Here is a 24,707-nt window from a genome sequence, read left to right on the forward strand (position 1 = left end):
AAAAGCGTTGTCAATACTATCCAAGGTTCTTTTATTAACTTCGGCTTAGGAATTTCGTCAGTGTTGAAACGATTGGTCTGTTTGGCGTGTGTCGGTGCTATTGGGCTATCGGGATGCGCGGGTATTAATCCATCGCGGCCTCATACTGACGAGTCCTTGGAAGGGGTCCGTCAAGCAGATGTCCAAGAGCTTAATCAGCATTCGGAAGTCGTCTACTTGTTATTGTCGGCAGAATTGGCCGGCCAGCGCGGGCAGTACGAGATTGCTCTGAACAATTATTTGGAAGCAGCCAAGCTTACCCAAGATGCTCAGGTTGCAGAGCGAGCAACACAAATCGGGCTCTATCTTAAGAATACAGAAAAAGCTCTAACAGCGGCTACATTGTGGAGCGAACGAGATCCGGGAAATGCCTCGGCGCGTCGTGTTGCGGCTTTGTTGCTTCTGAAAGCCGGGCAAACTGATAAGGCTCTGGATCAATTGAGGGCGCTACTGACCCTGCCCGACGTAGACCTGGAAAATGCATTGATCGAATTGGTCAAGTGGCTGGATTCGGAGGTTCCGAAGGAAGATGGGGCGAAAGTAATGCAGCGCTTGGTCACGGAATTTCCGAGTATGGCCGAGATTCACTTCGCGTATGCGCTTTTGGCCAGCAGCCGGGGTGAGTATCAGTTAGCCCTGCAGGAAGCGGAAAAAGCGCTGGCTCTGCACCCTGATTGGAATAGGGCTCGCCTATTGCAGGCCCAAGTCATGTCTCAGATGGGTGACTCCGAGGCGGCGAGGGCTACGGTTCAGAAGGCGCTGAGGAGCGATCCCAATAATGTCCGTTTGCGCCTGATCTATTCCCAATTTTTGGCGAAAGCTGGAGATTTTCGAGGGGCGGAGAAAGAGCTGACTCGTATTTTGGAGAAGGATCCGGATAACCATGATGCGCGTTTCGGCCTTGCGACATTGTTGATGGAGGCGGGGCAAGACGAGAAGGCGAGGAAAGAGTTTTCCGATCTAACGACCGTACCCAAGTGGCGGGGACAGGCCTATTTCTATTTGGGGTTGATCGAAGCGCGCCAGAATCGCCTGCAAAATGCGCTGGAGCGGTTCGACAAAGTTGGGTCCGGGCCATTGGAATTCGACGCTAAGGTTAATTCAATTACCGCGTTGATTAATCTCGGCCGTATGGCCGACGCTCGGCAGCGTTTAGTTGACGTGCGCAAAGAATTTCCGAATGAGGCGTTGCGGCTCTACCTGCTGGAGGCAGAGCTCTTGTCCAAAACTAAGGACTATGAGGCAGCGTTTGATTTGCTGACGGAGGCGTTGGAAGAAATGCCGGGCCAGATGGAGTTGCTTTACTCCCGCGCTTTGGTTGCCGAACAGCTAGACCGTGTCGAGGTGTTAGAGGCGGACCTGCGTGCAGTATTGGAAAAGAATCCAGACGATGCCAACGCGCTTAATGCCTTGGGTTACACCCTGGCCGATCGCGGCGACCGATTGGATGAAGCAAAGCGGTATCTCGATCGGGCAATAGAGCTGAAGCCAGATGATCCGGCTATCCTGGATAGTTACGGTTGGCTGCAATACCGTTTGGGAAACTACGATTCGGCACTCGATTATCTGCGGCGCGCTTATGAGTCGGTCAGTGATCCTGAGATAGCGGCACATTTGGGGGAGGTGTTGTGGGAGTCCGGTCGACATCAAGAAGCCAAAAAGATATGGAAAGAGGCGCTCAAGAAGGATCCAGGCCATGAGGACATGAAAAAAATTAAGATCAAGTATCGGGAAGCCTTCAAATAGCGGGTGTTAGAAAGGCCTAATTTTGTTTAGATTCCTTGTTTTTGTGTTGGTCGCGTCGCTGACCGGTTGCGCTGTTTTCAAAAAGGAGCCGCCTCGTCCTGCTCTAGCCCCAAAGGCCGAAGAGAAAAATTATGACTTAAAAGTCTGGCAGCTGGAGGGGCGGATTGGCGTGCAAACCGCGAACGATGCCTGGCAGGCTAATCTGTTCTGGGAGCACGATGCGGAGCAGGATCGCTTGCGAGTGTCGGGGCCTTTTAGCCAGGGCATGGTTTCTATCATTCTGCAAAAAGACCTGATTTACGTTAACGAAGGCGATGGGGTTACGGAGTTGTCCCGCGATCCCGATGCCATGTTAAAGGACCGGCTGGGGTTTGCCGTGCCATTGTCGAGCTTGCGGTACTGGATTGTGGGGTTGCCCGATCCGAACGAAACGCATACCCCTGTTTATGGGGAGTCCGGTTCCTTGCTGGGGTTTAGGCAATCGGGTTGGACGCTCCAATTCCAAAATTATATGAATGTGGGGGGCCGGGTTATGCCGCAGAAGATCGCGATTCAAGGGCCAGATGTTAGGCTCAAACTAATAGCGGATAGCTGGCGTGTTAAGGGGTAGTGCATGATGGACGCGGAAGTGCTTCGTCTGCCAGCACCGGCCAAGCTTAATCTAATGCTGAGAATAGTGGGCCGGCGAGACGATGGTTACCACTTGCTCCAAACCGTATTTCAATTCATCGATCGTTGCGACTGGATTACGCTGCGCCGTCGCTCCGATGGCCGCATTCGGCTGTTGAGCCCGCTCCCCGGTGTGCCGGAAGAGCAGGATCTCACGGTAAGGGCTGCGCAACTCCTGCGTCGCGTAACCGATGTTGAATACGGAGTCGAGATTGAAATTGAGAAAAATCTGCCCATGGGAGGTGGGCTTGGGGGCGGAAGCTCGGATGCCGCAACAGCGCTGCTTGGGTTGAATGCCTTATGGCGGACAGGCTTGTCTTTGCAGGATCTGATGGTGTTGGGTCTGCAGTTGGGCGCTGACGTTCCGGTTTTTGTCAATGGTTGTTCGACCTGGGCCGAGGGGGTTGGGGAGGTGTTGACTCCATTGGAGCTGCCGGAGCCTTGGTATGTCGTCGTGGTGCCTAGCTGCCATGTGGCGACCGCGCAAATTTTTTCGGCGCCCGGTTTGACACGAAATAACAAACCGATCAAAATAGTGGACTTTCTTGCGGGGCAGCAGGAAAACCATTGTTTGCCTGTGGTTTCGGAATTCTACCCGGAAGTTGGAGTTGCCTTGAGCAGTTTGGGGCGTTTTGCGCCCGCCAGACTTACCGGTACCGGGGCCTGCGTGTTTGCCGCATTTTCTGATGAAGCTGATGCGCGGGCGGCGGCCATGACATTAGAGAGCGACTGGTCGGTGTTTGTCGCGCGAGGACGGAATCGGTCGGCTCTCCATCAGGCGCTGAAGCTGGTCTGAATAGGGCCGTCAACAACATTATTGGGGCGTAGCCAAGCGGTAAGGCACCGGGTTTTGATCCCGGCATTCCCAGGTTCGAATCCTGGCGCCCCAGCCATAGTAATTCCGACTCGACGTCTCGACTTTGGAGTGTCTTGAATGACAGACGCCTCGTTTATGGTGTTTTCCGGGAATGCCAATCCTGCCTTGGCCGAAGGCATTGTGCGCAAGCTGAACATGCGCTTGGGGATGGCAACCATTGGAAGATTCATTGACGGCGAAATAGCAGTCGAGATCGAGGAAAATGTCCGTGGGCGAGAAGTTTTTCTGATTCAGCCCACCTGCGCGCCAATCAATGAAAATATCATGGAATTGCTCGTCATGATCGACGCTTTTCGTCGGTCGTCGGCGTCCGTGATTACGGCAGTGATTCCTTACTACGGCTATGCGCGTCAAGACCGACGGATCAGGTCGGCCCGCGTTCCTATCACGGCAAAGCTGGTTGCCAAGATGATTTGTGCGGCAGGAGCGGATCGGGTGTTGACCGTGGATCTCCATGCCGATCAGATTCAAGGTTTTTTTGATGTTCCTGTGGATAACGTCTACGCGTCGCCAATTTTATTGGGCGATGTTTGGCGGCAGAAATATCAGAATCTGATTGTTGTTTCCCCCGATGTGGGTGGGGTGGTAAGGGCGCGGGCATTGGCCAAACGTCTCGACGATGCCGATTTGGCGATCATCGACAAGCGTCGTCCGAGGCCGAATGAGGCTAAAGTGATGAATATCATCGGCGATGTCGAAGGGCGCACCTGTATCATGGTCGATGACCTGGTGGACACGGCCGGAACCTTGTGCCGGGCGGCCGGCGCATTAAAGGACCATGGTGCGCGGCGAGTAGTGGCGTATTGTACTCACCCTGTGTTGTCCGGGCGGGCGATAGAAAATATCGAAGATTCGGTGCTCGATGAGTTGGTTGTGACGGATACGATTCCGCTGCGTCGGGATGCTCAGCAATGTAAAAAGATCCGGCAGTTGAGCGTCGCTGAGATGTTGGCGGAGACGATACGCCGTATCGCGGTCGGCGAGTCGGTCAGTTCGCTTTATGTAGATTGATCCAATTTTTTAACTCACTGCTAAGAGTATTTTGGAGAGAAAGATGGTAGGCAGTTTTGTCTTTGATGCTGAATTGAGAACGAATACCGGTAAAGGTGATGCGCGGCGGCTGCGTCGGGCTGGCAAGGTTCCGGCGGTTTTGTACGGCGGTAACGCCGACCCGATTGGCTTGGTGCTGGAGCACAATAAGGTCGTGAAGAGTCTGGAGAGCGAGGCCGTTTATTCCCATGTTCTGACTGTTAAGGTCAGTGGACGAGAGGAGCGGGCGATCCTGAAGGGTTTGCAGAGGCATCCGAGTAAGCCGATTATCATGCATATGGATTTTCAGCGTGTAAGCCGGGGAGAGAAGATTCGCGTTCATGTGCCTTTGCATTTCGTCAATCAGGATATCTCGGTTGGCGTGAAAAAAGGCGGGGTAGTAACCCACAACTTGGTCGACGTGGAGGTCGCTTGTACACCGGACCAGCTACCCGAATACATAGAGGTTGATCTGGCGCATGTTGATGTGGGGCAGTCGGTCCATCTCTCGGATTTGAAGGTGCCTGAAGGAGTTGAAATTCTCGCTCTCGCTCATGGACCGGAGCACGATTTGCCGGTCGCGGCGATTCAGTCCGGGAAGGTTGCTGAATCGTCGGAGAGTCCGGCTGAATAGGCTGGTTCATTGCTGACAAAATGGCCGGGAGGGGCTTTTGTCTATTCGATTCCGGCTGGTTGTCGGTTTAGGGAATCCGACGACCAAATATGAAAAAACCCGGCATAACGCCGGGTTTTGGTTTGTGGATGAGCTCGCATCTTCGTATGGCGTTCCGTTTAGGGAGGATCGGCGTTTCGAGGGATTGGTCGCGACGCCGGAACTCGAAAACGAAAGCGTTCTGCTCCTAAAGCCGATGACGTTCATGAACCGGAGTGGGCAATCGGTCGCGGCACTGGCTCGATATTATAAAATCGGTGTCGAGCAGATATTGGTGGCTCACGATGAGCTCGATTTTGCTCCTGGTGTCGCTCGACTGAAATGCGGCGGTGGGCACGGGGGGCATAACGGTTTGAGGGATCTAATCGACAAGTTGGGGGCGGCTGGGTTTTGTCGTATACGCATTGGCATCGGTCACCCCGGTAATCGCGACGATGTCGTACCTTATGTGCTCGGCAAGCCGGGTAGTGACGAGCGCGAATCAATAGATCGCGCAATTTCTCGAGTGATCGAGCTGTTTCCCGCGATCTTGCAGGGGGACCTCGGCGCTGTAACAAGCTGTCTGCATAACGATTCAAGAATTGGCGCGTCTTGAATATTGACACCGACAATCGAATGCCGAATAATTCACATCTTAACCCTTGGAGGGGTTCCCGAGCGGTCAAAGGGATCAGACTGTAAATCTGACGGCTCTGCCTTCGAAGGTTCGAATCCTTCCCCCTCCACCATTAGATTTAGGATTTTGTGCGCGGGTGTAGTTCAATGGTAGAACCTCAGCCTTCCAAGCTGATGGCGTGGGTTCGATTCCCATCACCCGCTCCAGCAAAAAAGGGCGTCAGGTTTCTTGCCCATATAGCTCAGTCGGTAGAGCACTTCCTTGGTAAGGAAGAGGTCACCGGTTCAAGTCCGGTTATGGGCTCCAGTTTGAATGTATCGGTTATCAGATTAAGGGGTATTGGCGGATGTCCAAAGAAAAGTTTACGCGCACAAAGCCGCATGTGAACGTCGGGACGATTGGTCACGTTGACCATGGCAAGACGACCCTGACGGCGGCTCTGACCAAGGTGGGTGCGGAGCGCTTTGGTGGCGAATTCAAGGCATACGATCAGATCGATGCGGCGCCGGAAGAGCGGGCGCGCGGCATTACGATCGCGACGGCGCACGTGGAATATGAATCCCCCACACGACACTATGCGCACGTCGACTGCCCCGGTCACGCCGACTACGTCAAGAACATGATTACCGGTGCGGCGCAGATGGATGGTGCCATTCTGGTGTGCTCGGCCGCGGATGGTCCGATGCCGCAGACCCGTGAGCACATCCTGTTGGCGCGTCAGGTTGGGGTGCCCTATATCGTAGTCTTTCTGAACAAGGCCGATATGGTGGATGATCCCGAGCTGCTCGAATTGGTCGAGATGGAAGTGCGCGAGCTGCTGTCCAAGTACGATTTCCCCGGAGACGACACTCCGATCGTGCGTGGCTCGGCGCTGAAGGCGCTGGAAGGGGATCAGAGCGAGATCGGTGTGCCGGCGATTTTGAAGCTGGTGGATGCGCTCGATGCGTATATTCCGGAGCCGAAGCGCGACATTGAGAAGCCGTTCCTGATGCCGATCGAAGACGTGTTCTCGATTTCGGGGCGCGGCACGGTGGTGACGGGGCGGATCGAGCGCGGCAAGGTCAAGGTTGGGGACGAGATTTCCATTGTTGGTCTGCGTGAGACCACCAAGACTACCTGCACCGGTGTCGAGATGTTCCGGAAGCTCCTGGACGAAGGGGTGGCGGGCGATAACGTTGGGGTGTTGCTGCGCGGCACCAAGCGGGAAGATGTGGAGCGTGGTCAAGTGTTGGCGGCGCCGAACACGATTACCCCGCACACCCATTTTGAAGCGGAGATTTACGTGTTGTCCAAGGAAGAGGGTGGGCGTCATACCCCGTTCTTCAATGGCTATCGGCCGCAGTTCTACTTCCGGACGACGGATGTGACGGGGGCGGTGGAGTTGCCGGAAGGGGTGGAGATGGTCATGCCGGGGGACAACGTCAAGATCACGGTGAAATTGATCGCGCCGATCGCGATGGAGGAAGGCTTGCGCTTTGCGGTACGCGAAGGCGGCCGGACCGTCGGGGCCGGTGTCGTGTCCAAGGTGTTGGAGTAGAAGTCGCGGGTTCTGCGCGTTACCGCGCGGGCGACTTGTCAAGTCGGCAGGGTATATAGGTCAGTAGCTCAATTGGCAGAGCAGCGGTCTCCAAAACCGCAGGTTGGGGGTTCGAGTCCCTCCTGGCCTGCCATCTCTGCTGCAAAGTAATCGCTTTTAATTTTGGTTAGGGTGTTCATGGCTGCTCGAGCAGAGTCAGGTTCTTCGGTCATCGACACGGCGAAGCTCGTGCTCGCAATCGGTTTGTTGATTGCTGGAGTAGTCGGTTTTTACTACTTCTCTCAGCAGTCTTTATTGTACCGAGTGCTCGGTGTCGTCGGCTTGTCGATAGCCTCGGTTGCAATGATTTTAACGACCTCGCTCGGAAAGAGCTTTTGGGGTTTTCTGAAAGAGGCGAGGGTTGAGGTTAGAAAGGTGGTGTGGCCGACGCGCCAAGAAACGGTGCAGGCAACATTAATCGTTATGGCCTTGGTTTTCCTTGTCGGCTTAATGCTGTGGCTGCTAGATATGTTCCTGTTCTGGGTAATTAGCCAACTGACCGGGCAGGGGGCATAGCATGGCATTGCGTTGGTACGTAGTGCATGCGTACTCCAATTTCGAGAATCAAGTAAAGCGTTCTCTGGAAGAGCGAATTAAGCGGTCGGGCTTGGAACGCTTCTTTGGGAAGATTCTTGTCCCTACAGAAGAGGTTGTTGAGATGCGTATGGGGCAGCAAAGGAAAAGCGAGCGCAAGTTTTTTCCGGGATACGTTCTGGTTCAGATGGAGCTAAACGACGAAACCTGGCATCTCGTTAAAGAGGTTCCGCGAGTTCTTGGTTTTATCGGCGGAACATCGGATCGGCCGGCGCCGATCTCGGATCGGGAGGCCGAGGCCATCTTGAGTCGGGTCGAAGAAGGCGCAACGAAACCAAAGCCAAAGGTGCTTTTCGAGGTTGGTGAGGTTGTCCGAGTAGTTGAGGGTCCTTTTAAGGACTTCAATGGCGTGGTGGAAGAAGTCAATTACGAGAAAAACAAACTCCGTGTGTCGGTTTTGATTTTCGGGCGTTCAACGCCGGTTGAGCTCGATTTCGGTCAGGTCGAAAAAGCATAATCCTACTGTTGTTCATAATTTCCCGCGGCGAGCGTAGGCAGTATGTTGCGGGCATGGGGAGCTTTAAAGCGTTATCACCCATCAGGAGTAAATAATGGCAAAGAAAATAACCGCATATATTAAGCTTCAGGTCAAGGCCGGTGAAGCAAATCCCAGTCCTCCCGTCGGGCCGGCGCTCGGCCAGCGCGGTGTAAATATCATGGAGTTTTGCAAGGCATTCAATGCTCACACGCAAGGTGTCGAAAAGGGATTGCCTCTGCCCGTTGTTATCACGGTATATAGCGATCGTAGCTTTACATTCATCACGAAAACGCCTCCGGCCTCGGTTTTGCTGAAAAAAGCGATCGGTTTGGCTAAGGGTAGCAGCAACCCGAATACAAACAAAGTGGGAACCGTTACTCGCGAGCAGTTGGCGGAAATCGCCACCTTGAAATCGCCTGACCTGACTGCGGCCGATATGGATGCAGCGATCCGTACTATAGCGGGCAGTGCGCGTAGCATGGGCCTGAATGTGGAGGGTGTGTAATGGCGAGGTTGAGTAAGCGTGCTAAATCGATCAAAGAAAAGCTCCAGCCTGGAAAAATATACGCTGCCGACGAGGCCTTCGCTGTCTTGAAAGAGCTTTCGACAGTCAAGTTTGTCGAGGCGGTCGATGTAAGCGTAAATCTCGGTGTTGACCCGAGAAAGTCGGATCAGGCGGTTCGTGGTGCGACCGTGCTGCCCCATGGTACCGGAAAATCCGTTCGTGTCGCCGTGTTTGCGCAAGGCGCTAACGCCGACGCGGCGAGAGAGGCTGGTGCGGATATCGTCGGTATGGACGACCTCGCCGCTCAAGTCAAGGCAGGTGAACTCAATTTCGATGTTGTCATTGCTTCGCCGGACGCAATGCGCGTGGTGGGGCAGTTAGGTCAGATTCTCGGTCCGCGCGGCCTGATGCCCAACCCCAAAGTCGGCACGGTAACTCCGGATGTGGCAGGGGCGGTCAAGAACGCCAAGGCGGGACAAGTTCGTTATCGAACCGACAAGAAAGGCATTATTCATTGCACCATCGGCAAAGTGAACTTTGAGGCGGTGGCGCTGAAGGAGAATCTCGAGGCGCTACTATCCGACCTTAAGAAGGCGAAGCCCTCCACATCGAAGGGCGTCTATCTGAAGAAAATTACCGTGTCATCCACCATGGGGCCTGGATTGCAGGTCGATCATGGTAGTCTGGCGGCATAAGTAAGACAGACTTTGGGTTGCCGGCACCGCCGGTAACCGTCAAAGACCGCAGGCGCGCCTGGTGCGCTTAATCGATAAAGCCTGCGCAGACGGTGTACTGAATCCGTGATCGGTGAAAGGAGCCGTTTTTAGGGGCATCCTGATTCTGGATGTTTTTTGGCTCTGAATGGTTCCCAACTGTTCAGACTACTATTGGAGGTAAAAGGTGGCGCTAAGACTGGATGACAAGAAAGCCGTCGTCGCAGAAGTCGCTGCTATTGCCGCTCAAGCGCACTCTGCAGTAGCTGCAGAGTATCGCGGGTTAACCGTTTCTGAACTGACCAACCTTCGTAAGGTTGCGCGCGAATCGGGTGTGTATCTGAGGGTTATCAAAAACACCCTCGCCCGTCGGGCCGTGGAAGGCACCGAGTTTGCGTGCATGCAAGAAGGGTTGGTCGGGCCGTTGATCTTGGCATTTTCGATTGAAGATCCAGGTTCCGCGGCTCGCGTGGTCTACGACTTTTCGAAGCAGCATGAAAAACTGGCAGTGAAGTTGGTTGCTGTGGGTGGAAAGCTGTATGGCGCCTCGGAGATCGAACGGCTATCCAAGCTACCGAACAAAGAACAAGCTTTGGCCATGTTGATGGGCGTAATGAAAGCGCCGATCGAGAAGTTCGTCAGAACCCTGGCGGAGCCTCATGCCAAGCTGGTTCGGACGGTGGCAGCGGTGCGCGATCAAAAGCAGGCAGCGTAAGCAAGGTTAGAAGATTTATTTTGGAGTATTTCGATGGCTGTATCTAAAGAAGATATTTTAGAAACCATTGCCAACATGACGGTGATGGAAGTAGTGGATTTGATTTCCGCCATGGAAGAGAAATTCGGCGTTTCCGCCGCAGCTGCGGTAGCTGTAGCGGCACCGGCAGCATCGGCTGCACCGGCGGCTGAAGAAAAGACCGAGTTCGATGTTGTTATGACCGGCTTCGGCGATAACAAAGTGAACGTCATCAAAGTGATTCGCGCGATCACCGGTTTGGGTCTGAAGGAGGCTAAGGATCTGGTCGAAGGTGTTCCTTCGACGGTCAAGGAAGGCGTGAGCAAGCAAGAGGCCGAAGATATCAAGAAACAATTGGTCGAAGCCGGCGCTGCGGTTGAAATTAAATAATTGTTGCTCCGTCTGACCTAAGTCGACCTTTATAAGGCTGGCAGCTGATGGCTGCCGGCCTTTCGGCGCTTGCGACGATCTTTCGTAAACGTGTATGGCTCGTCCTAGCGGAGAGCAGTTGAGGCGTACAGTGCAATCGAGTCCCCGGCCGAATTACTTCTACTGTCCTATGTCTAATTCTAATCCGCAAGTGGTCATCCGAGTCTTCTAATTTCCTTTTAGACATCGTGGTAATTTCGTTTGAACATTTAAGGTAAGGAACCACTATGGCCTATTCTTTCACCGAAAAAAAACGCATTCGTAACAGCTTTGGCAAGCGTCGTGACGTACTTGAAGTCCCTTATCTTTTAGCAACCCAAGTCGATTCATACAAGAGATTTCTGCAGGCTGACGTTCTTCCCAGCAAGCGTGTCGATGAGGGTCTGCATGCCGCGTTAAGATCAGTTTTTCCGATCGAGAGCCATACTGGGCATGCCATTCTCGAATACGTAAATTACTCCTTGGGCGAGCCCACGTTCGATGTCAAAGAATGTCAGCAGCGGGGCGCGAATTACGCGGCCCCCTTGCGTGTGCTGGTGCGTTTGGTGATCTATGACCGTGAGGCGCCTGCCAGTGCCAAGGTCGTGAAGGATATCAAAGAGCAGGAAATTTACATGGGCGAAATCCCGCTCATGACGGACACGGGGACTTTCGTTGTCAATGGAACGGAGCGCGTGATTGTCTCGCAGCTGCATCGTTCGCCCGGCGTGTTCTTCGATCATGATCGCGGAAAGACCCACTCATCCGGGAAGCTTCTGTTCAATGCGCGGATCATTCCCTATCGGGGATCCTGGCTGGACTTCGAGTTCGATCACAAGGACTGTGTCTACGTACGAATAGACCGTCGGCGAAAGCTGCCCGCCACAGTTCTTTTGCGGGCCCTAGGTTACGATAACGAGCAGATCATAAAACTGTTTTTCGAGACCAATCGCTTCTCGTTTATCAAAGAAGGCATTCTGCTTGATTTGATTCCCGAACGTTTGCGTGGCGACATCGCCAGTTTCGACATCAAGGCCGATGGTCAGATGATTGTAGAAAAGGGGCATCGGATCACGGCTCGGCACATCCGGCAGATGGATAAAGCGGGGCTGAAGCAATTGGACGTGCCGCGGGATTACCTCTATGGCAAAATTCTCGCTCATAATGTGATCGTCCCGAGCACAGGAGAGTTGGTGGCCAAGGTGAACGACGAGATCACGGAGGACCTATTGAGCCGCATCATTGCGGCCGGCATCGAGGCCATCGACACGCTTTACATCAACGACCTCGACCGCGGCCCGTACATGGCGAACGCCATGCGGATCGACACGACCGAGACTCAGCTCGATGCGCTGGTGGAAATCTACCGCATGATGCGGCCCGGTGAGCCGCCAGCCAAAGAAGCCGCGCAGACGCTGTTCGACAATCTTTTCTTCTCCCCGGACCGCTATGATCTGTCGGCGGTCGGTCGGATGAAGTTCAATCGCCGCCTCGGGCGTTCGGAGATTACCGGACCGGGCGTACTGACGAAAGAAGACATAATTGATGTCCTCAGGGAACTCATCAATATTCGTAACGGCATAGGCACGGTCGACGATATCGACCATCTGGGCAACCGCCGTGTACGGTCCGTTGGCGAAATGGTGGAGAATCAGTTCCGGCTGGGTCTGGTCCGCGTCGAGCGCGCCGTCAAGGAGCGCCTGTCCTTGGCGGATGCCGAGAACCTGATGCCGCAGGAAATCATCAATGCCAAACCGGTCGCGGCATCGATCAAGGAGTTCTTCGGCTCGAGCCAGTTATCTCAGTTCATGGACCAGAACAATCCGTTGTCCGAGGTGACCCACAAGCGCCGTGTTTCGGCCTTGGGACCGGGCGGCCTCGCTAGGGAGCGTGCGGGTTTCGAGGTGCGAGACGTCCATACGACCCACTACGGGCGCGTTTGTCCCATCGAAACGCCGGAAGGACCCAATATCGGTCTGATCAATTCATTGGCGGTTTATGCGCGTACCAATGAATACGGATTTCTCGAAACGCCATACCGTAAGGTGATCGACGGCATCGTCACCGACGAAATCGAATATCTTTCCGCGATTGAAGAGGGCAAGTATTTCATTGCTCAGGCCAGCGCCAAGGTGGATGAAAATGGTCGACTGATCGATGACCTGGTTTCTTGCCGGCACAAAGACGAGTTTACCCTTGCATCGGCCGATCAAATCAATTACATGGACGTGTCGTCACGCCAGATCGTGTCGGTCGCGGCATCGCTGATCCCGTTCCTGGAGCATGACGACGCCAACCGGGCATTGATGGGATCCAACATGCAGCGCCAGGCCGTACCGACACTGCGGACCGAGAAGCCCTTGGTCGGCACGGGCATGGAGCGCATCGTAGCCAGAGATTCCGGGGTAACGGTTATCGCCAAGCGTGGCGGGACGGTGGAGTTCGTGGACGCCGGACGTATCGTCGTGCGTGTGAACGACGACGAAACCGAAGCAGGCGTACCGGGCGTCGATATCTACAACCTGACCAAGTACACGCGGTCGAACCAGAACACCTGTATCAATCAAAAGCCCCTAGTAAAACTGGGTGACAGCGTCGCGAAGGGCGACATCCTCGCAGACGGACCGTCCACCGACATGGGTGAACTAGCCTTGGGTCAGAACCTTCTGGTGGCGTTCATGCCCTGGAATGGATGCAATTTCGAGGACTCTATCCTGATTTCCGAACGAGTGGTGCAGGACGACCGCTTCACGACCATCCATATCGAGGAAAAAACTTGCGTCGCTCGCGATACTAAACTCGGACCGGAAGAAATCACTGCCGATATTCCGAATGTCGGCGAAGCCGCGCTGGCCAAGCTGGATGAGTCCGGGATCGTTTATATCGGGGCCGAGGTAAAGGCGGGCGATATTCTGGTGGGGAAGGTCACGCCCAAAGGCGAAACCCAGCTGACCCCTGAAGAAAAACTGCTCCGGGCCATATTCGGCGAGAAGGCGTCGGATGTGAAAGACACATCTCTGCGCGTGCCCTCCGGCATGGACGGCACTGTCATTGACGTCCAAGTGTTCACTCGTGACGGCGTCAAAAAGGACGATCGGGCGAAGCAGATCGAGCAGGCGGAAATCGACCGGGTCAAGAAGGACCTGAACGACCAGTTGCGGATCATCGAAAAGGACTTTTACCAGCGTGTGGAGCAGATGCTGCTGGGCAAGCTGGCCGAATCGGGCCCGAACAGGCTGCGCTCCGGAGAGGTAATCACCCGCGAGTATCTGGAGGGACTCAAACAGTCCCAGTGGCTGGAGATTCGCCTACAAGACGAAGACTTGAACGTTCAACTCGAAGCCATCGCCGAGCAGATCGCTCAGCAGCGCGAGGAAATGAACAAGCGGCTGGAGGAAAAAAAGAAAAAGATCGCCATGGGCGATGATTTGCCGCCCGGGGTCTTGAAGATGGTCAAGGTCTATCTGGCCGTCAAGCGTCGCATCCAGCCGGGTGACAAGATGGCGGGACGCCACGGTAACAAGGGTGTTATTTCTCAGATCGTCCCCGTCGAGGATATGCCTTATCTTGCGGACGGAACTCCAGTTGACATCGTGCTCAACCCGCTAGGCGTGCCTTCGCGTATGAATGTCGGTCAGGTATTGGAAACCCATCTTGGCTGGGCTGCCAAAGGGTTGGGGCTCAAGATCGGCAAGATGCTGGAAGCCAAGGCCAAGATCGAGGAAACGCGCCAGTTCTTGAAGGAAGTCTATAACTGCAGTGGCAAGAACGAAGATTTAGACCTGTTGTCCGATAACGAGATTCTCGAACTCGCCTCCAACCTCAGGGGAGGGGTGCCCATGGCTACGCCGGTTTTCGACGGTGCCACCGAGGACGATATCAAGACCATGTTGCGCTTGGCGGATCTACCGGAAAGCGGCCAAACGCGGCTAACGGACGGACGTACCGGCGAAATCTTCGATCGGGCCGTCACCGTCGGCTATATGTATATGCTCAAGCTTAACCATCTGGTCGACGATAAGATGCATGCCCGCTCCACCGGACCGTACAGTCTGGTTACGCAGCAACCTTTGGGTGGCAAGGCCCAGTTCGGCGGTCAGCGCTTCGGGGAGATGGAAGTCTGGGCGCTGGAAGCTTATGGCGCAGCCTATACCCTTCAGGAAATGCTCACGGTCAAATCGGACGACGTCACCGGGCGTACCAAGATCTACAAGAACATAGTCGATGGTGACCATCGCATGGAGGCGGCCATGCCCGAGTCGTTCAACGTGTTGATCAAAGAGATTCGATCCCTCGGCATCAACATCGAGTTGGAACAGGACTAATACGCTAGACGCATGATCCGGACCGTCTAAAGGTCCGGATCGGCAGAACCGAATTTAGGAGAACGTCTGTGAAAGATCTCATTAACTTCTTAAAGCGTCAAAACCAGGCGGAAGAATTCGATAGCATCCGCATCAGTCTTGCTTCGCCCGATATGATTCGGTCCTGGTCTTACGGAGAAGTGAAGAAGCCCGAAACGATCAACTACCGTACTTTTAAGCCGGAACGCGACGGTTTGTTCTGCGCAAAAATTTTCGGCCCGGTCAGCGACTACGAATGTCTTTGCGGCAAATACAAACGCCTGAAGCATCGCGGCGTCATTTGCGAAAAATGCGGCGTCGAAGTGACTCTGTCCAAAGTCCGTCGGGAGCGCATGGGCCATATCGAACTGGCCAGCCCTGTCGCGCATATCTGGTTCCTCAAATCGCTGCCGTCTCGAATCGCGTTGCTGCTCGACATGACCCTGCGCGAAATCGAGCGGGTGCTCTATTTCGAATCGTATGTCGTTATCGATCATGGCATGACCCCGCTCACGCGCGGCCAGCTCTTGACCGAAGAGGAATATCAGCAGGCGGTACAGACGCACGGCGATGAATTCGTCGCGAAGATGGGTGCCGAAGCGATCTATGAGATGCTGAAGACCATGGATCTCAACGCGGAAGTAGCCACGCTGCGGGAAGAGATCGATTCGACCAATTCCGAAACGAAGATCAAGAAACACACCAAGCGCCTCAAGGCGATCGAATCGCTGATTTCGTCCAACAATCGTCCCGAGTGGATGATTCTGACCGTTTTGCCGGTATTGCCGCCGGAATTGCGTCCTCTGGTTCCGCTCGATGGCGGCCGTTTCGCCACCTCGGACTTGAACGACCTATACCGCCGCGTGATCAATCGCAACAATCGCCTGAAGCGGCTGTTGGATCTCAATGCGCCGGACATCATCGTGCGCAATGAAAAACGCATGCTGCAGGAAGCTGTCGACGCCTTGCTCGATAACGGCCGTCGCGGACGCGCCATAACCGGCTCGAACAAGCGGCCGCTCAAATCGCTAGCCGATATGATCAAAGGCAAGCAGGGGCGATTCCGCCAGAACCTGCTCGGAAAGCGCGTGGACTATTCCGGCCGTTCGGTGATCGTTGTCGGTCCTACCTTGAAGTTGCACCAGTGCGGCTTGCCGAAGAAGATGGCTCTCGAATTGTTCAAGCCGTTCATCTTCAGCAAACTTCAGTTCCGCGGGCTTGCGACCACGATCAAGGCCGCCAAGAAAATGGTGGAAAAAGAAAGCGCGGAAGTTTGGGATATTCTCGACGAGGTGATCCGCGAGCATCCGGTCTTGCTGAACCGTGCGCCTACGCTGCACAGGCTCGGCATCCAGGCGTTCGAACCGATCCTGATCGAGGGTAAGGCGATCCAGTTGCACCCCTTGGTCTGCACGGCCTTCAATGCCGACTTCGACGGCGACCAGATGGCGGTTCACGTTCCGCTTTCTCTGGAGGCGCAGTTGGAAGCTCGCACGCTGATGATGGCGACGAACAACATTCTGTCGCCGGCCAACGGCGAGCCGATCATCAATCCTACCCAGGACGTGGTGTTAGGGCTCTATTACATGAGCCGCGAAAGAATCGATGCCAAGGGAACCGGCATGTTTTTCGCGGACGTGGCCGAAGTTCATCGGGCGTTTCAAACCAAGTCGGTCGATCTCCATGCCCGCGTGCATGTTCGGATCCATGAAACCATTGTCGGGGAGAACGGCGAAAGAACGACCGCGTTTAAGCGGGTTGAAACCATTGTGGGGCGCGCGCTGATTTGGACCATCGTGCCGGAGGGAATCCCGTTCGAGATGATCAACCAGGATATGACCAAGAAGGCGATCTCCAGACTGATCAACTACTGCTATCGCACTTTGGGCATCAAAGCCACGGTTGTCTTTGCCGATCAGTTGATGTATCTGGGCTTTTCTCACGCGACCCGCGCCGGCATGTCTTTCGGTGTCGACGACATGGCTATCCCGACTCGGAAGGAAGAAATTATCCGGGCCGCAGAACTGGAAGTTAAGGAGATCCAGAATCAGTATGCTTCGGGTTTGGTGACCGACGGCGAGCGCTACAACAAAGTCGTCGATATCTGGTCGCATGCGAACGACCAAGTCGCTAAGGTCATGATGGAAGGACTGGGTACGGAAAAAGTCGAGATGCCCGATGGACAAACCGCCGAGCAGAAGTCCTTCAACTCGATCTTTATGATGGCCGATTCCGGTGCCCGTGGTTCCGCGGCGCAGATTCGCCAGTTGTCCGGTATGCGCGGCCTTATGGCGAAACCGGACGGGTCGATCATCGAAACGCCCATTACCGCCAACTTCCGGGAAGGATTGGACGTTCTTCAATACTTCATCTCGACTCACGGCGCTCGTAAAGGTCTCGCCGATACCGCGCTCAAGACCGCGAACTCGGGTTATCTCACGCGCCGGCTTGTGGATGTGGCCCAGGATTTGGTCATCACCGAAGACGATTGCGGCACCAATGACGGTTTGCTCATGGCGCCCTTGATCGAGGGCGGCGATGTGGTCGAGCCTCTGGCTGAGCGGGTGCTCGGACGGGCATTGGCCGAGGACGTCAGAGATCCGTCCACTCAGGAGTTGATCCTGACCGCCGGCTCGATCCTGGATGAACACGCCGTGAATGTGCTGGAAGCCCATAGCGTCGACAACGTGCGCGTACGGTCGGTCATCAGCTGCAGAACCCGCTACGGCGTTTGCGCTACGTGTTACGGACGCGATCTGGGGCGTGGCCACAAGGTCAATAGCGGCGAGGCGATTGGGGTTATCGCGGCTCAGTCGATCGGCGAACCCGGCACCCAGCTGACCATGCGCACCTTCCACATCGGCGGTGCGGCATCCCGGTCGGCAGCCATTAGCAACGTGGAAGTGAAATCCGCGGGTACGATCAAGCTGACTAATCTGAAGACGGTCGTCAACAAGGACGGCAACCTGGTCGCCGTCTCGCGGTCGGGTGAAGTCAGCGTGATCGACGAACACGGCCGTGAGCGTGAGCGCTACAAGATCCCTTACGGTGCCGTTTTGTCGGTACGCGAGGGCAGTCCGGTCAGGGCCGGTCAGGTCGTGGTGAACTGGGATCCGCATACCCACCCGGTTGTTACCGAAGTTAAGGGTTACGCCAAGCTGGTCGATTTCATTGAGGGCGTCACGGTTCGCGAGCAATCGGACGAAGTGACGGGCTTGAGCTCCATGGTGGTCATCGATCCCAAGCAGAGAGGTGGCGCGGGCAAGGATTTGCGGCCGATGGTCAAGCTGGTCGACGAGCAAGGGAACGACATTCGGATTCCCTCTACGGAAATCGCGGCCCAATATTTTCTGCCGGCCGGTGCCATCATCGGTATTCACGACGGCGATTTGGTGCAGGTCGGTGACGTCTTGGCGAGGATTCCTCAAGAGTCCAGTAAGACTCGCGACATTACCGGTGGTCTACCTCGAGTTGCCGATCTTTTCGAAGCCCGTAAGACGAAAGATCCGGCAATTTTGGCGGAGGCTACCGGCACCGTCAGCTTCGGCAAGGAGACGAAAGGCAAGCGTCGCATCATTATTACCGATGCCCACGGCCACCAGCATGAAGTGCTCATCCCGAAATGGCGTCACATCACGGTGTTCGAGGGCGAGCATGTGGAACAAGGTGAAACGATAGCCGAGGGCGATCTGACGCCTCACGACATCCTCCGGCTTCGTGGGGTGGCCGAATTGGCATCTTATTTGGTGAAGGAAATCCAGGACGTCTACCGGCTGCAAGGCGTGAAGATCAACGATAAGCACATCGAGGTTATCATTCGCCAGATGCTGAGAAAGGTTGAAATTACGGACCCCGGCGACACCATTTTCCTCAAGGGTGAGCAAGCCGATCGTGCGCGGGTGCTGGAGGAGAACGATAAGGCCGAGGCCGAAGGCAAGATTCCGGCGTGCTACGAGCCGGTTCTCTTGGGTATTACAAAAGCCTCGTTGTCTACCGAGTCGTTTATTTCCGCCGCCTCTTTCCAAGAGACTACTCGTGTGCTGACGGAAGCCGCGATTCGCGGTTTGAGCGACAAGCTCCTCGGGCTGAAGGAAAACGTTATCGTTGGTCGCTTGATTCCCGCCGGAACGGGATTGGCCTACCATCTCGATCGCAAACGCCGGGCGAAGCTCGCGGAGGGCGAGGAAGTCGAAGCGGCAGCAACGATCGATGCGGGTGACGTAGAAGAAGCCTTGAAACAAGCGCTGAGCATGTAGGACGGCATCCAAACGGCGGGCCGATCTCTCAAAATCGGCTTGCCGTTTTTTGTCGAGCGATTGTCAAACAGTGATTTATCGGTAATATAATTCGTTTAACTTTGGGGTCCTCGTTGTCCCCGACATGCTGCCCGGTTCAATCCGGGTTTTTGCTGTCTATGCGGGGGAGCAATTCATCGCGGCGCCTGTTTCGCTAGTTTGATAAGTCCGTAGATTCTTGGAGCACATTGAATGAAAACAAATAATTTGTGGGGCCTGATGGCTGCAGGTTTGGCTGGTGCGTTAATCGTTCCGGGCGTCAATGCGGCCGGAGATCCCGAAGCGGGAAAAACGAAGTTTTATACTTGCGAAGGGTGTCACGGGGTGGCTGGGTACACGAATGCCTATCCCACCTATCATGTGCCGCGCGTCGGGGGGCAGCACGCCGATTATGTCGTTTCAGCGCTTAAGGCTTACCGCTCCGGACAGCGTAAGCACGGAAGCATGCTTGGAAACGCGGCAAACATGAGCGATCGAGATATAGAGGACATCGCCGCTTATATATCGCGGTTCCGTGCAATAAACGTCAAATTGCCCGTTACCGGCAATCCGGCAGTCGGGCAAGGGAAAGCGGAAAGCTGTGGGGGATGCCATGGAGAAGACGGCAATACGACCGATCCGAACTTTCCGCGTCTTGCCGGACAGCATGAGAGCTATCTCATTAAATCTTTGCACGATTACAAATCCGGGGCCCGGAAAAATCCGATCATGAATGGCATCGCCGAGGGGCTGTCAGAGGAAGATATGAAGGATATCTCCGCTTATTACGCGAGCCAGAAAAAAGGTTTGACGATAGTCGAAGATTAGTCTTGATCCAACTCCCCGGTTTGGATCGATTCTAAATTAGTTTTGCTTTCTTGTACTTGCCGGAGAAGTCAGCTTCGGCAAGTCGTTCCCCGCGTGGTGAATGTGAAGAGTATCTGCGGTCGTGCCATTCTACGCCGTTGGCAGCTATCCGACGCCACCAGCCTCACGTCCTTAATCGTGTTCCGCCGCTCGTCGATTCCCGTTAGCGTAGACGAGTGCTCCAAATCTATAGCTTCGTGATGCGATTCGGCACCTTGATCTTCTTGTTGACACTCTCAATCGCGATTTTGGCTGCCGAGGCGCAATCGGCCGTCCGCGAAAAAGCCGTCATGGGCTGGCTGGAATCCGTGTTTCTCAAGCCATGGAACATCCGCATAACGGCGAAGCTGGATACCGGTGCCAAAACGTCGTCTTTGCATGCCGACAACATCGAGCACTTTACGAAAAATAGTGAGGAATGGGTACGTTTCACGCTGACCGGAACCGACGACGATAAATCCATCACGGTTGAGCGTCCTCTAGTCCGGACTGTTTATATCAAGGAGCGTAAGACACGCGCGACCAAGCGTGACGTCGTGAAGCTGGTGCTGTGCAAGAATGGCAGAAATTACGAAACCGAGTTCACTCTTGTCGATCGGAGCAATTTCAATTACCCGGTGCTTTTAGGCCGAAGTTTTCTCAAAGACGTAGCGCTGGTCGACTCGGGGGACACCTTTTTGTATAAAGCGGATAGCGACCCTTGTGTGTCTAGCGAGTCTGACCAAAACAAAAGCAAATAGACGCACGGTTCGACTGTCACCCTTAACGTAGGATAAATTCTTGCGGAACCTGCACGTTAAGATACTGGCATTGGTCTTGGTGGCCATCGGTGTTTCGCTGTGCTGGTACAAGGTAACCCGGCTCGGTTTGCCTTTGCTGCCTACAGAGCAGGCGGAAGTGTGGACCGTCGAGGCGCGCATCGAATTCAAGGCGAAGCGGGATACGCCGGTAAAGGTGCATTTCTCCATTCCCCGCGCCCCTGTTGGTTACACGGTCGTCGACGAGAACTTCGTATCCAGCAATTATGGCCTGACGACCGAGGATGACGGGACACGGCGCTTCGCTGAATGGGCAGTGCGGCGGGTAAAAGGTTATCAGGTGCTTTATTACCGCATTAATCTGGCCCGCGATCCGATGGCGACCTTGCCTTCCGCAATCTCTTCGGTACCCAGTGTACAGGCATCCGAGTTTCCGGAGTTGATGCGTTCGGCCGCATGGGCCTTGCTGGACGAGGTGCGCAGCAAATCCGCCGATGCCGCTACGTTTGCCCGTGAGCTGTTGTTGCGCCTTAATGCGCCGACTCCCGATCCTAACGTCGTTTTGCTCAGGCAGGACATCCAGGGTTCCGAAGACTGGGTTCGCCGAGTCATAAATTTGCTGGCTGCCGCGGATGTTCCGGCGCGAATGACACATGTCCTGATTCTCAGGGACGGTATCAGTCACGGCGCCTTGACGCCTTGGCTGGAAATCTTCGACGGTGTCGGTTGGCTGCCGTTCGGTCCGGAAACGGGTGAAACCGGATTTCCCAAAGAAGCCGTCGTGTGGCATTTGGGAGATTCTCCGGTGCTCGAGGTAACGGGCGGCAAGCATGCCAAAGTCGAATATTCGGTGAGAAAACATACTCAGGACATGACCCTAGTAGCCGAGCAGCGAGCGCGGCAGATGGGTTCGCGCATCATGGAGTTTTCTCTGTTCAGCCTTCCGGTACAAACTCAAAACGTCTATCGCGTGCTGCTCTTGGTGCCGGTAGGCGCGTTTTTTATCGTGTTCTTGCGCAATGTCATCGGCATCAAAACGTTCGGTACCTTTATGCCGGTTTTGATCGCGTTGGCTTTTCGAGAGACCGAACTCTTATGGGGCGTGATGCTTTTTTGCGTACTCGTGGCGTCGGGACTCCTCATCCGCTTCTATCTGGAATATCTAAAGCTTCTATTGGTTCCCCGTTTGGCGTCGGTGCTGATCATCGTTATCTTGCTGATGGCGACGGTCAGCTTATTTAGCCACAAATTGGGTATAGATCGTGGTCTTTCGATAGCCCTGTTCCCGATGGTGATTTTAGCGATGACCATAGAACGAATGTCTCTGGTTTGGGAAGAGTCGGGTCCTGCCGAAGCCCTGAAACAAGGACTGGGAAGTCTGCTGGTTGCTTCGCTTGCCTATCTCATTATGAGCAGTAAAACCCTCGGACATCTCGTGTTTGTGTTCCCGGAAATCCTCTTGGTGGTACTCGCTATGACCTTGTTGCTCGGACGCTATACCGGTTATCGCCTGACCGAGCTATGGCGTTTCAGAGCGGCGCTGAGACGATAGGCATATGGGATTTTGGAGCATTCGATTTCCTTGGGAGCGCCTGCGCGGCCAGGGAATTATGGGAATGAACGAACGCAATGCTGATTTCATTCTCCCGTATAATCCCCGCCGCTATTTTCCCTTGGTCGATGACAAGTCCAAAACCAAAGCGCTTGCTTTGAGCGCTGGCATTGCCGTGCCGAAACTGTACGGAATCGTCGAGATCGAACATCAAATCGAGAAGTTAAGGGAGATGGTCGAGCCGTATGAGGATTTCGTCATCAAGCCGGCGCACGGCAGCGGCGGCGAGGGAATCCTGATCATCGTCGGCCGCCAAAACGGACGCCATCGAAAAGCCAGTGGCGCTTTGGCCAATGATGATGAAGTGGGGCATCACATTTCCAATATCTTGAGCGGTATGTACAGTCTGGGCGGGTTGCCCGATTCGGCGTTGATCGAATATCGGGTCAAATTCGACCCGATATTCGATCAGATCAGCTATCAGGGCGTGCCGGACATCCGAACAATCGTGTTCCGAGGGGTGCCGGTGTTGGCCATGATGCGGCTGCCGACGCGATTATCCGACGGCAAGGCGAATCTCCATCAGGGTGCCATTGGGGTCGGGATAGATTTGGCGAGTGGGCGAACGTTTTCCGGTGTCTGGCGCGAAACGCCCATTGATCAGCATCCGGATACGGGAGGCAAGCTAGCCGGATTGGAAATTCCGTATTGGAGTGAAATTCTTGCGCTGACGGCGCGCTGTCACGATTTGGTCAAGTTGGGGTTTATCGGTGTCGATATTGTTTTGGATAAGAATTTTGGTCCATTGATGCTTGAAATTAACGCTAGACCGGGCTTGAGCATTCAGCTCGCCAATAAAATCGGCATTCTGCCTCGTTTGCGCCAAGTCGAACGTATGGCTGAAATACCGCTTTCTGTAGAGGACCGAGTCGAGCTGGCACAAAACCTGGCCACTTCAAATCCATAGTTTTTCGGCCTCGAGTTGATTGGGGCACACTTTTGTAGGTTGATGAGATCTAAATACGGCGTTCGGACCCATGGCGGATTGAAATATTACGGTAACAATTCTTTGTTAAAAATGTCCTGCTGTGAGGCGATTTCCGGAATCTAGCCGTGGTTGATATTCAGTTTACGATGGGGGATCTAGTGAAAAATAAATTCTTGGGGTTCGCAGCGGTCATCTCGATGGCGCTGTTCGGCGCTAAGGCACACGCCGAAGCAGCCCGCGATTACATCAGTATTGTGGGTTCTTCGACTGTTTATCCGTTTGCGACGGTAGTCGCGGAACAATTCGGGAGAGGCGGCAAATTCAAGACTCCAAAAATCGAGTCGACCGGAACCGGCGGCGGCATTAAGCTTTTCTGCAGCGGTGTTGGCGTTCAATACCCCGATATCGCCAATGCGTCACGTCCGATGAAAAAGGCCGAGTTGGCTGCCTGTCAGAAAGCCGGCGTAAAAGAAATTACCGAGGTGAAAATCGGTTATGACGGGATTGTGTTGGCCCACGCCAAGTCAGCGGAGGCGATGGAGTTGACGCGCCGCGAAGTGTTTCTGGCGCTCGCCAAGAAAGTGCCCGATCCATCCTGCCAAGAATGCGACAAACTGGTAGATAATCCGTACAAGACTTGGAACCAAATCAATCCGGCTTTGCCGAATGTCAAGATCGAAGTGCTGGGGCCGCCGCCGACTTCCGGTACACGAGACGCCTTTGCCGAGTTGGCGCTGGAAGGCGGCTGTCAGACCTTCAAATGGATTAAGGCTTGGAAAGAAAAGGACGAAGCACAGTATAAAGGAATTTGCCAAACGGTCAGGGAGGACGGCGCGTACATCGAGGCGGGCGAAAACGACAATTTGATCGTTCAAAAGCTGAATGCCAACCCCAAAGCTTTAGGTATATTCGGTTTCAGTTTCTTGGACCAAAATGGCGACAAAATTTCAGCCATTCCCATGGATGGAATCGCACCGGATTACGACACTATCTCGGCCCAACAATATCCTGTTTCCCGGCCGATGTTCTTTTATGTTAAAAAGGCCCACGTCGGCGTGATTCCGGGAATCGAAGCTTATGTCGCGGAGTTTACGAGCGAGAAAGCCATGGGGGAGGAAGGCTATCTGACGGATAAAGGTCTGATTCCTTTGCCTAATAGCGAGCGCAAGGAGGTTGCACAGAATGCAAAGAGTTTGAAGAACTACTCGATGTGACGAAAGTCATTCGAGAAGCGATATTTCAGCGACCGGGTTGCAATCCCGGTCGCTT

At 54.5% G+C, this 24,707-nt stretch carries 20 protein-coding genes and 5 tRNA genes; all 25 read left to right on the forward strand.

The features are described from left to right. Nucleotides 1-60: 60 nt before the first annotated feature. The 25 genes from ACR2TX_RS07330 to ACR2TX_RS07450 all read left to right on the forward strand — a co-directional run bounded on the left by ACR2TX_RS07330 (nucleotide 61) and on the right by ACR2TX_RS07450 (nucleotide 24,652). Complete coding sequence (locus ACR2TX_RS07330) at nucleotides 61-1,785, forward strand: tetratricopeptide repeat protein (protein ID WP_240502656.1); 1,725 nt, start codon at nucleotides 61-63, stop codon at nucleotides 1,783-1,785. Between the two features lie 22 nt (nucleotides 1,786-1,807). After that, nucleotides 1,808-2,395 carry a lipoprotein insertase outer membrane protein LolB gene (lolB, locus tag ACR2TX_RS07335; RefSeq protein WP_168175540.1) on the forward strand — a complete coding sequence of 196 codons (588 nt, stop codon included), beginning with the start codon at nucleotides 1,808-1,810 and terminating at the stop codon, nucleotides 2,393-2,395. Between the two features lie 18 nt (nucleotides 2,396-2,413). Beyond that, complete coding sequence (gene ispE / locus ACR2TX_RS07340) at nucleotides 2,414-3,250, forward strand: 4-(cytidine 5'-diphospho)-2-C-methyl-D-erythritol kinase (RefSeq protein ID WP_434132434.1); 837 nt, start codon at nucleotides 2,414-2,416, stop codon at nucleotides 3,248-3,250. A gap of 22 nt (nucleotides 3,251-3,272) precedes the next feature. Next, nucleotides 3,273-3,347, forward strand: a tRNA-Gln gene (locus ACR2TX_RS07345). Nucleotides 3,348-3,388: 41 nt separating this feature from the next. Beyond that, complete coding sequence (locus ACR2TX_RS07350) at nucleotides 3,389-4,342, forward strand: ribose-phosphate diphosphokinase (protein WP_077732582.1); 954 nt, start codon at nucleotides 3,389-3,391, stop codon at nucleotides 4,340-4,342. 43 nt (nucleotides 4,343-4,385) lie between these two features. Continuing rightward, on the forward strand, nucleotides 4,386-4,994 hold the full coding sequence (locus tag ACR2TX_RS07355) for a 50S ribosomal protein L25/general stress protein Ctc (RefSeq protein ID WP_077732581.1): 609 nt from the start codon (nucleotides 4,386-4,388) through the stop codon (nucleotides 4,992-4,994). Nucleotides 4,995-5,037: 43 nt separating this feature from the next. Then, nucleotides 5,038-5,628, forward strand: a complete 591-nt coding sequence (pth, locus tag ACR2TX_RS07360; protein WP_205780893.1) for an aminoacyl-tRNA hydrolase — start codon at nucleotides 5,038-5,040, stop codon at nucleotides 5,626-5,628. Between the two features lie 48 nt (nucleotides 5,629-5,676). Beyond that, nucleotides 5,677-5,761: transfer RNA gene (locus ACR2TX_RS07365), tRNA-Tyr, on the forward strand. Nucleotides 5,762-5,781: 20 nt separating this feature from the next. Further along, nucleotides 5,782-5,855: transfer RNA gene (locus ACR2TX_RS07370), tRNA-Gly, on the forward strand. Between the two features lie 24 nt (nucleotides 5,856-5,879). Then, nucleotides 5,880-5,955 (forward strand) — tRNA-Thr (locus tag ACR2TX_RS07375). 40 nt (nucleotides 5,956-5,995) lie between these two features. Then, a complete protein-coding gene (gene tuf / locus ACR2TX_RS07380) occupies nucleotides 5,996-7,186 on the forward strand; it encodes an elongation factor Tu (RefSeq protein WP_086133754.1) in 1,191 nt (396 codons plus the stop codon). Nucleotides 7,187-7,243: 57 nt separating this feature from the next. Next, nucleotides 7,244-7,319, forward strand: a tRNA-Trp gene (locus ACR2TX_RS07385). 44 nt (nucleotides 7,320-7,363) lie between these two features. Further along, complete coding sequence (gene secE / locus ACR2TX_RS07390) at nucleotides 7,364-7,741, forward strand: preprotein translocase subunit SecE (RefSeq protein ID WP_077731951.1); 378 nt, start codon at nucleotides 7,364-7,366, stop codon at nucleotides 7,739-7,741. 1 nt (nucleotide 7,742) lies between these two features. Further along, nucleotides 7,743-8,276: a transcription termination/antitermination protein NusG gene (nusG, locus tag ACR2TX_RS07395; RefSeq protein ID WP_077731950.1), complete on the forward strand. Its 534-nt coding sequence runs from the start codon at nucleotides 7,743-7,745 to the stop codon at nucleotides 8,274-8,276. 94 nt (nucleotides 8,277-8,370) lie between these two features. Next, nucleotides 8,371-8,802 carry a 50S ribosomal protein L11 gene (gene rplK / locus ACR2TX_RS07400; protein ID WP_077731949.1) on the forward strand — a complete coding sequence of 144 codons (432 nt, stop codon included), beginning with the start codon at nucleotides 8,371-8,373 and terminating at the stop codon, nucleotides 8,800-8,802. After that, nucleotides 8,802-9,497 (forward strand): 50S ribosomal protein L1, encoded by a 696-nt coding sequence (gene rplA / locus ACR2TX_RS07405; protein WP_086133753.1) that lies wholly within the window; start codon nucleotides 8,802-8,804, stop codon nucleotides 9,495-9,497. The genes rplK and rplA overlap by 1 nt, the downstream gene beginning before the upstream one ends. 205 nt (nucleotides 9,498-9,702) lie before the next feature. Beyond that, complete coding sequence (rplJ, locus tag ACR2TX_RS07410) at nucleotides 9,703-10,230, forward strand: 50S ribosomal protein L10 (protein ID WP_077731947.1); 528 nt, start codon at nucleotides 9,703-9,705, stop codon at nucleotides 10,228-10,230. Nucleotides 10,231-10,263: 33 nt separating this feature from the next. Further along, nucleotides 10,264-10,638, forward strand: a complete 375-nt coding sequence (gene rplL / locus ACR2TX_RS07415) for a 50S ribosomal protein L7/L12 (protein ID WP_077731946.1) — start codon at nucleotides 10,264-10,266, stop codon at nucleotides 10,636-10,638. Between the two features lie 266 nt (nucleotides 10,639-10,904). After that, on the forward strand, nucleotides 10,905-14,981 hold the full coding sequence (rpoB, locus tag ACR2TX_RS07420; protein ID WP_434131680.1) for a DNA-directed RNA polymerase subunit beta: 4,077 nt from the start codon (nucleotides 10,905-10,907) through the stop codon (nucleotides 14,979-14,981). 80 nt (nucleotides 14,982-15,061) lie between these two features. Further along, nucleotides 15,062-19,255, forward strand: coding sequence for a DNA-directed RNA polymerase subunit beta' (rpoC, locus tag ACR2TX_RS07425; protein WP_077731957.1), 4,194 nt, complete (start codon nucleotides 15,062-15,064; stop codon nucleotides 19,253-19,255). A 246-nt stretch (nucleotides 19,256-19,501) separates the two neighbouring features. After that, a complete protein-coding gene (locus tag ACR2TX_RS07430) occupies nucleotides 19,502-20,101 on the forward strand; it encodes a c-type cytochrome (protein ID WP_434131682.1) in 600 nt (199 codons plus the stop codon). A gap of 287 nt (nucleotides 20,102-20,388) precedes the next feature. Continuing rightward, nucleotides 20,389-20,880: an ATP-dependent zinc protease family protein gene (locus ACR2TX_RS07435; protein WP_240502618.1), complete on the forward strand. Its 492-nt coding sequence runs from the start codon at nucleotides 20,389-20,391 to the stop codon at nucleotides 20,878-20,880. Nucleotides 20,881-20,920: 40 nt separating this feature from the next. Next, entirely contained in the window at nucleotides 20,921-22,450 is a 1,530-nt protein-coding gene (locus ACR2TX_RS07440) for an inactive transglutaminase family protein (RefSeq protein ID WP_086133751.1), read from the forward strand. Between the two features lie 4 nt (nucleotides 22,451-22,454). Beyond that, nucleotides 22,455-23,417, forward strand: coding sequence for an alpha-L-glutamate ligase-like protein (locus tag ACR2TX_RS07445; protein ID WP_086133750.1), 963 nt, complete (start codon nucleotides 22,455-22,457; stop codon nucleotides 23,415-23,417). Between the two features lie 167 nt (nucleotides 23,418-23,584). Further along, a complete protein-coding gene (locus ACR2TX_RS07450) occupies nucleotides 23,585-24,652 on the forward strand; it encodes a PstS family phosphate ABC transporter substrate-binding protein (protein ID WP_077731940.1) in 1,068 nt (355 codons plus the stop codon). The last annotated feature ends 55 nt before the right edge of the window (nucleotides 24,653-24,707 follow it).

Source organism: Methylocaldum sp. GT1BB, from assembly GCF_051027545.1.
Lineage (GTDB): Bacteria > Pseudomonadota > Gammaproteobacteria > Methylococcales > Methylococcaceae > Methylocaldum.

Coding starts and splice junctions, on each gene's coding strand:
- ACR2TX_RS07450 (WP_077731940.1), top strand. CDS start 23,585: ATGGGGGATCTAGTGAAAAATAAATTCTTGGGGTTCGCAGCGGTCATC.
- rplL (WP_077731946.1), top strand. CDS start 10,264: ATGGCTGTATCTAAAGAAGATATTTTAGAAACCATTGCCAACATGACG.
- rpoB (WP_434131680.1), top strand. CDS start 10,905: ATGGCCTATTCTTTCACCGAAAAAAAACGCATTCGTAACAGCTTTGGC.
- tuf (WP_086133754.1), top strand. CDS start 5,996: ATGTCCAAAGAAAAGTTTACGCGCACAAAGCCGCATGTGAACGTCGGG.
- ACR2TX_RS07445 (WP_086133750.1), top strand. CDS start 22,455: ATGGGATTTTGGAGCATTCGATTTCCTTGGGAGCGCCTGCGCGGCCAG.
- ACR2TX_RS07355 (WP_077732581.1), top strand. CDS start 4,386: ATGGTAGGCAGTTTTGTCTTTGATGCTGAATTGAGAACGAATACCGGT.
- ACR2TX_RS07350 (WP_077732582.1), top strand. CDS start 3,389: ATGACAGACGCCTCGTTTATGGTGTTTTCCGGGAATGCCAATCCTGCC.
- secE (WP_077731951.1), top strand. CDS start 7,364: ATGGCTGCTCGAGCAGAGTCAGGTTCTTCGGTCATCGACACGGCGAAG.
- rplA (WP_086133753.1), top strand. CDS start 8,802: ATGGCGAGGTTGAGTAAGCGTGCTAAATCGATCAAAGAAAAGCTCCAG.
- rplK (WP_077731949.1), top strand. CDS start 8,371: ATGGCAAAGAAAATAACCGCATATATTAAGCTTCAGGTCAAGGCCGGT.
- nusG (WP_077731950.1), top strand. CDS start 7,743: ATGGCATTGCGTTGGTACGTAGTGCATGCGTACTCCAATTTCGAGAAT.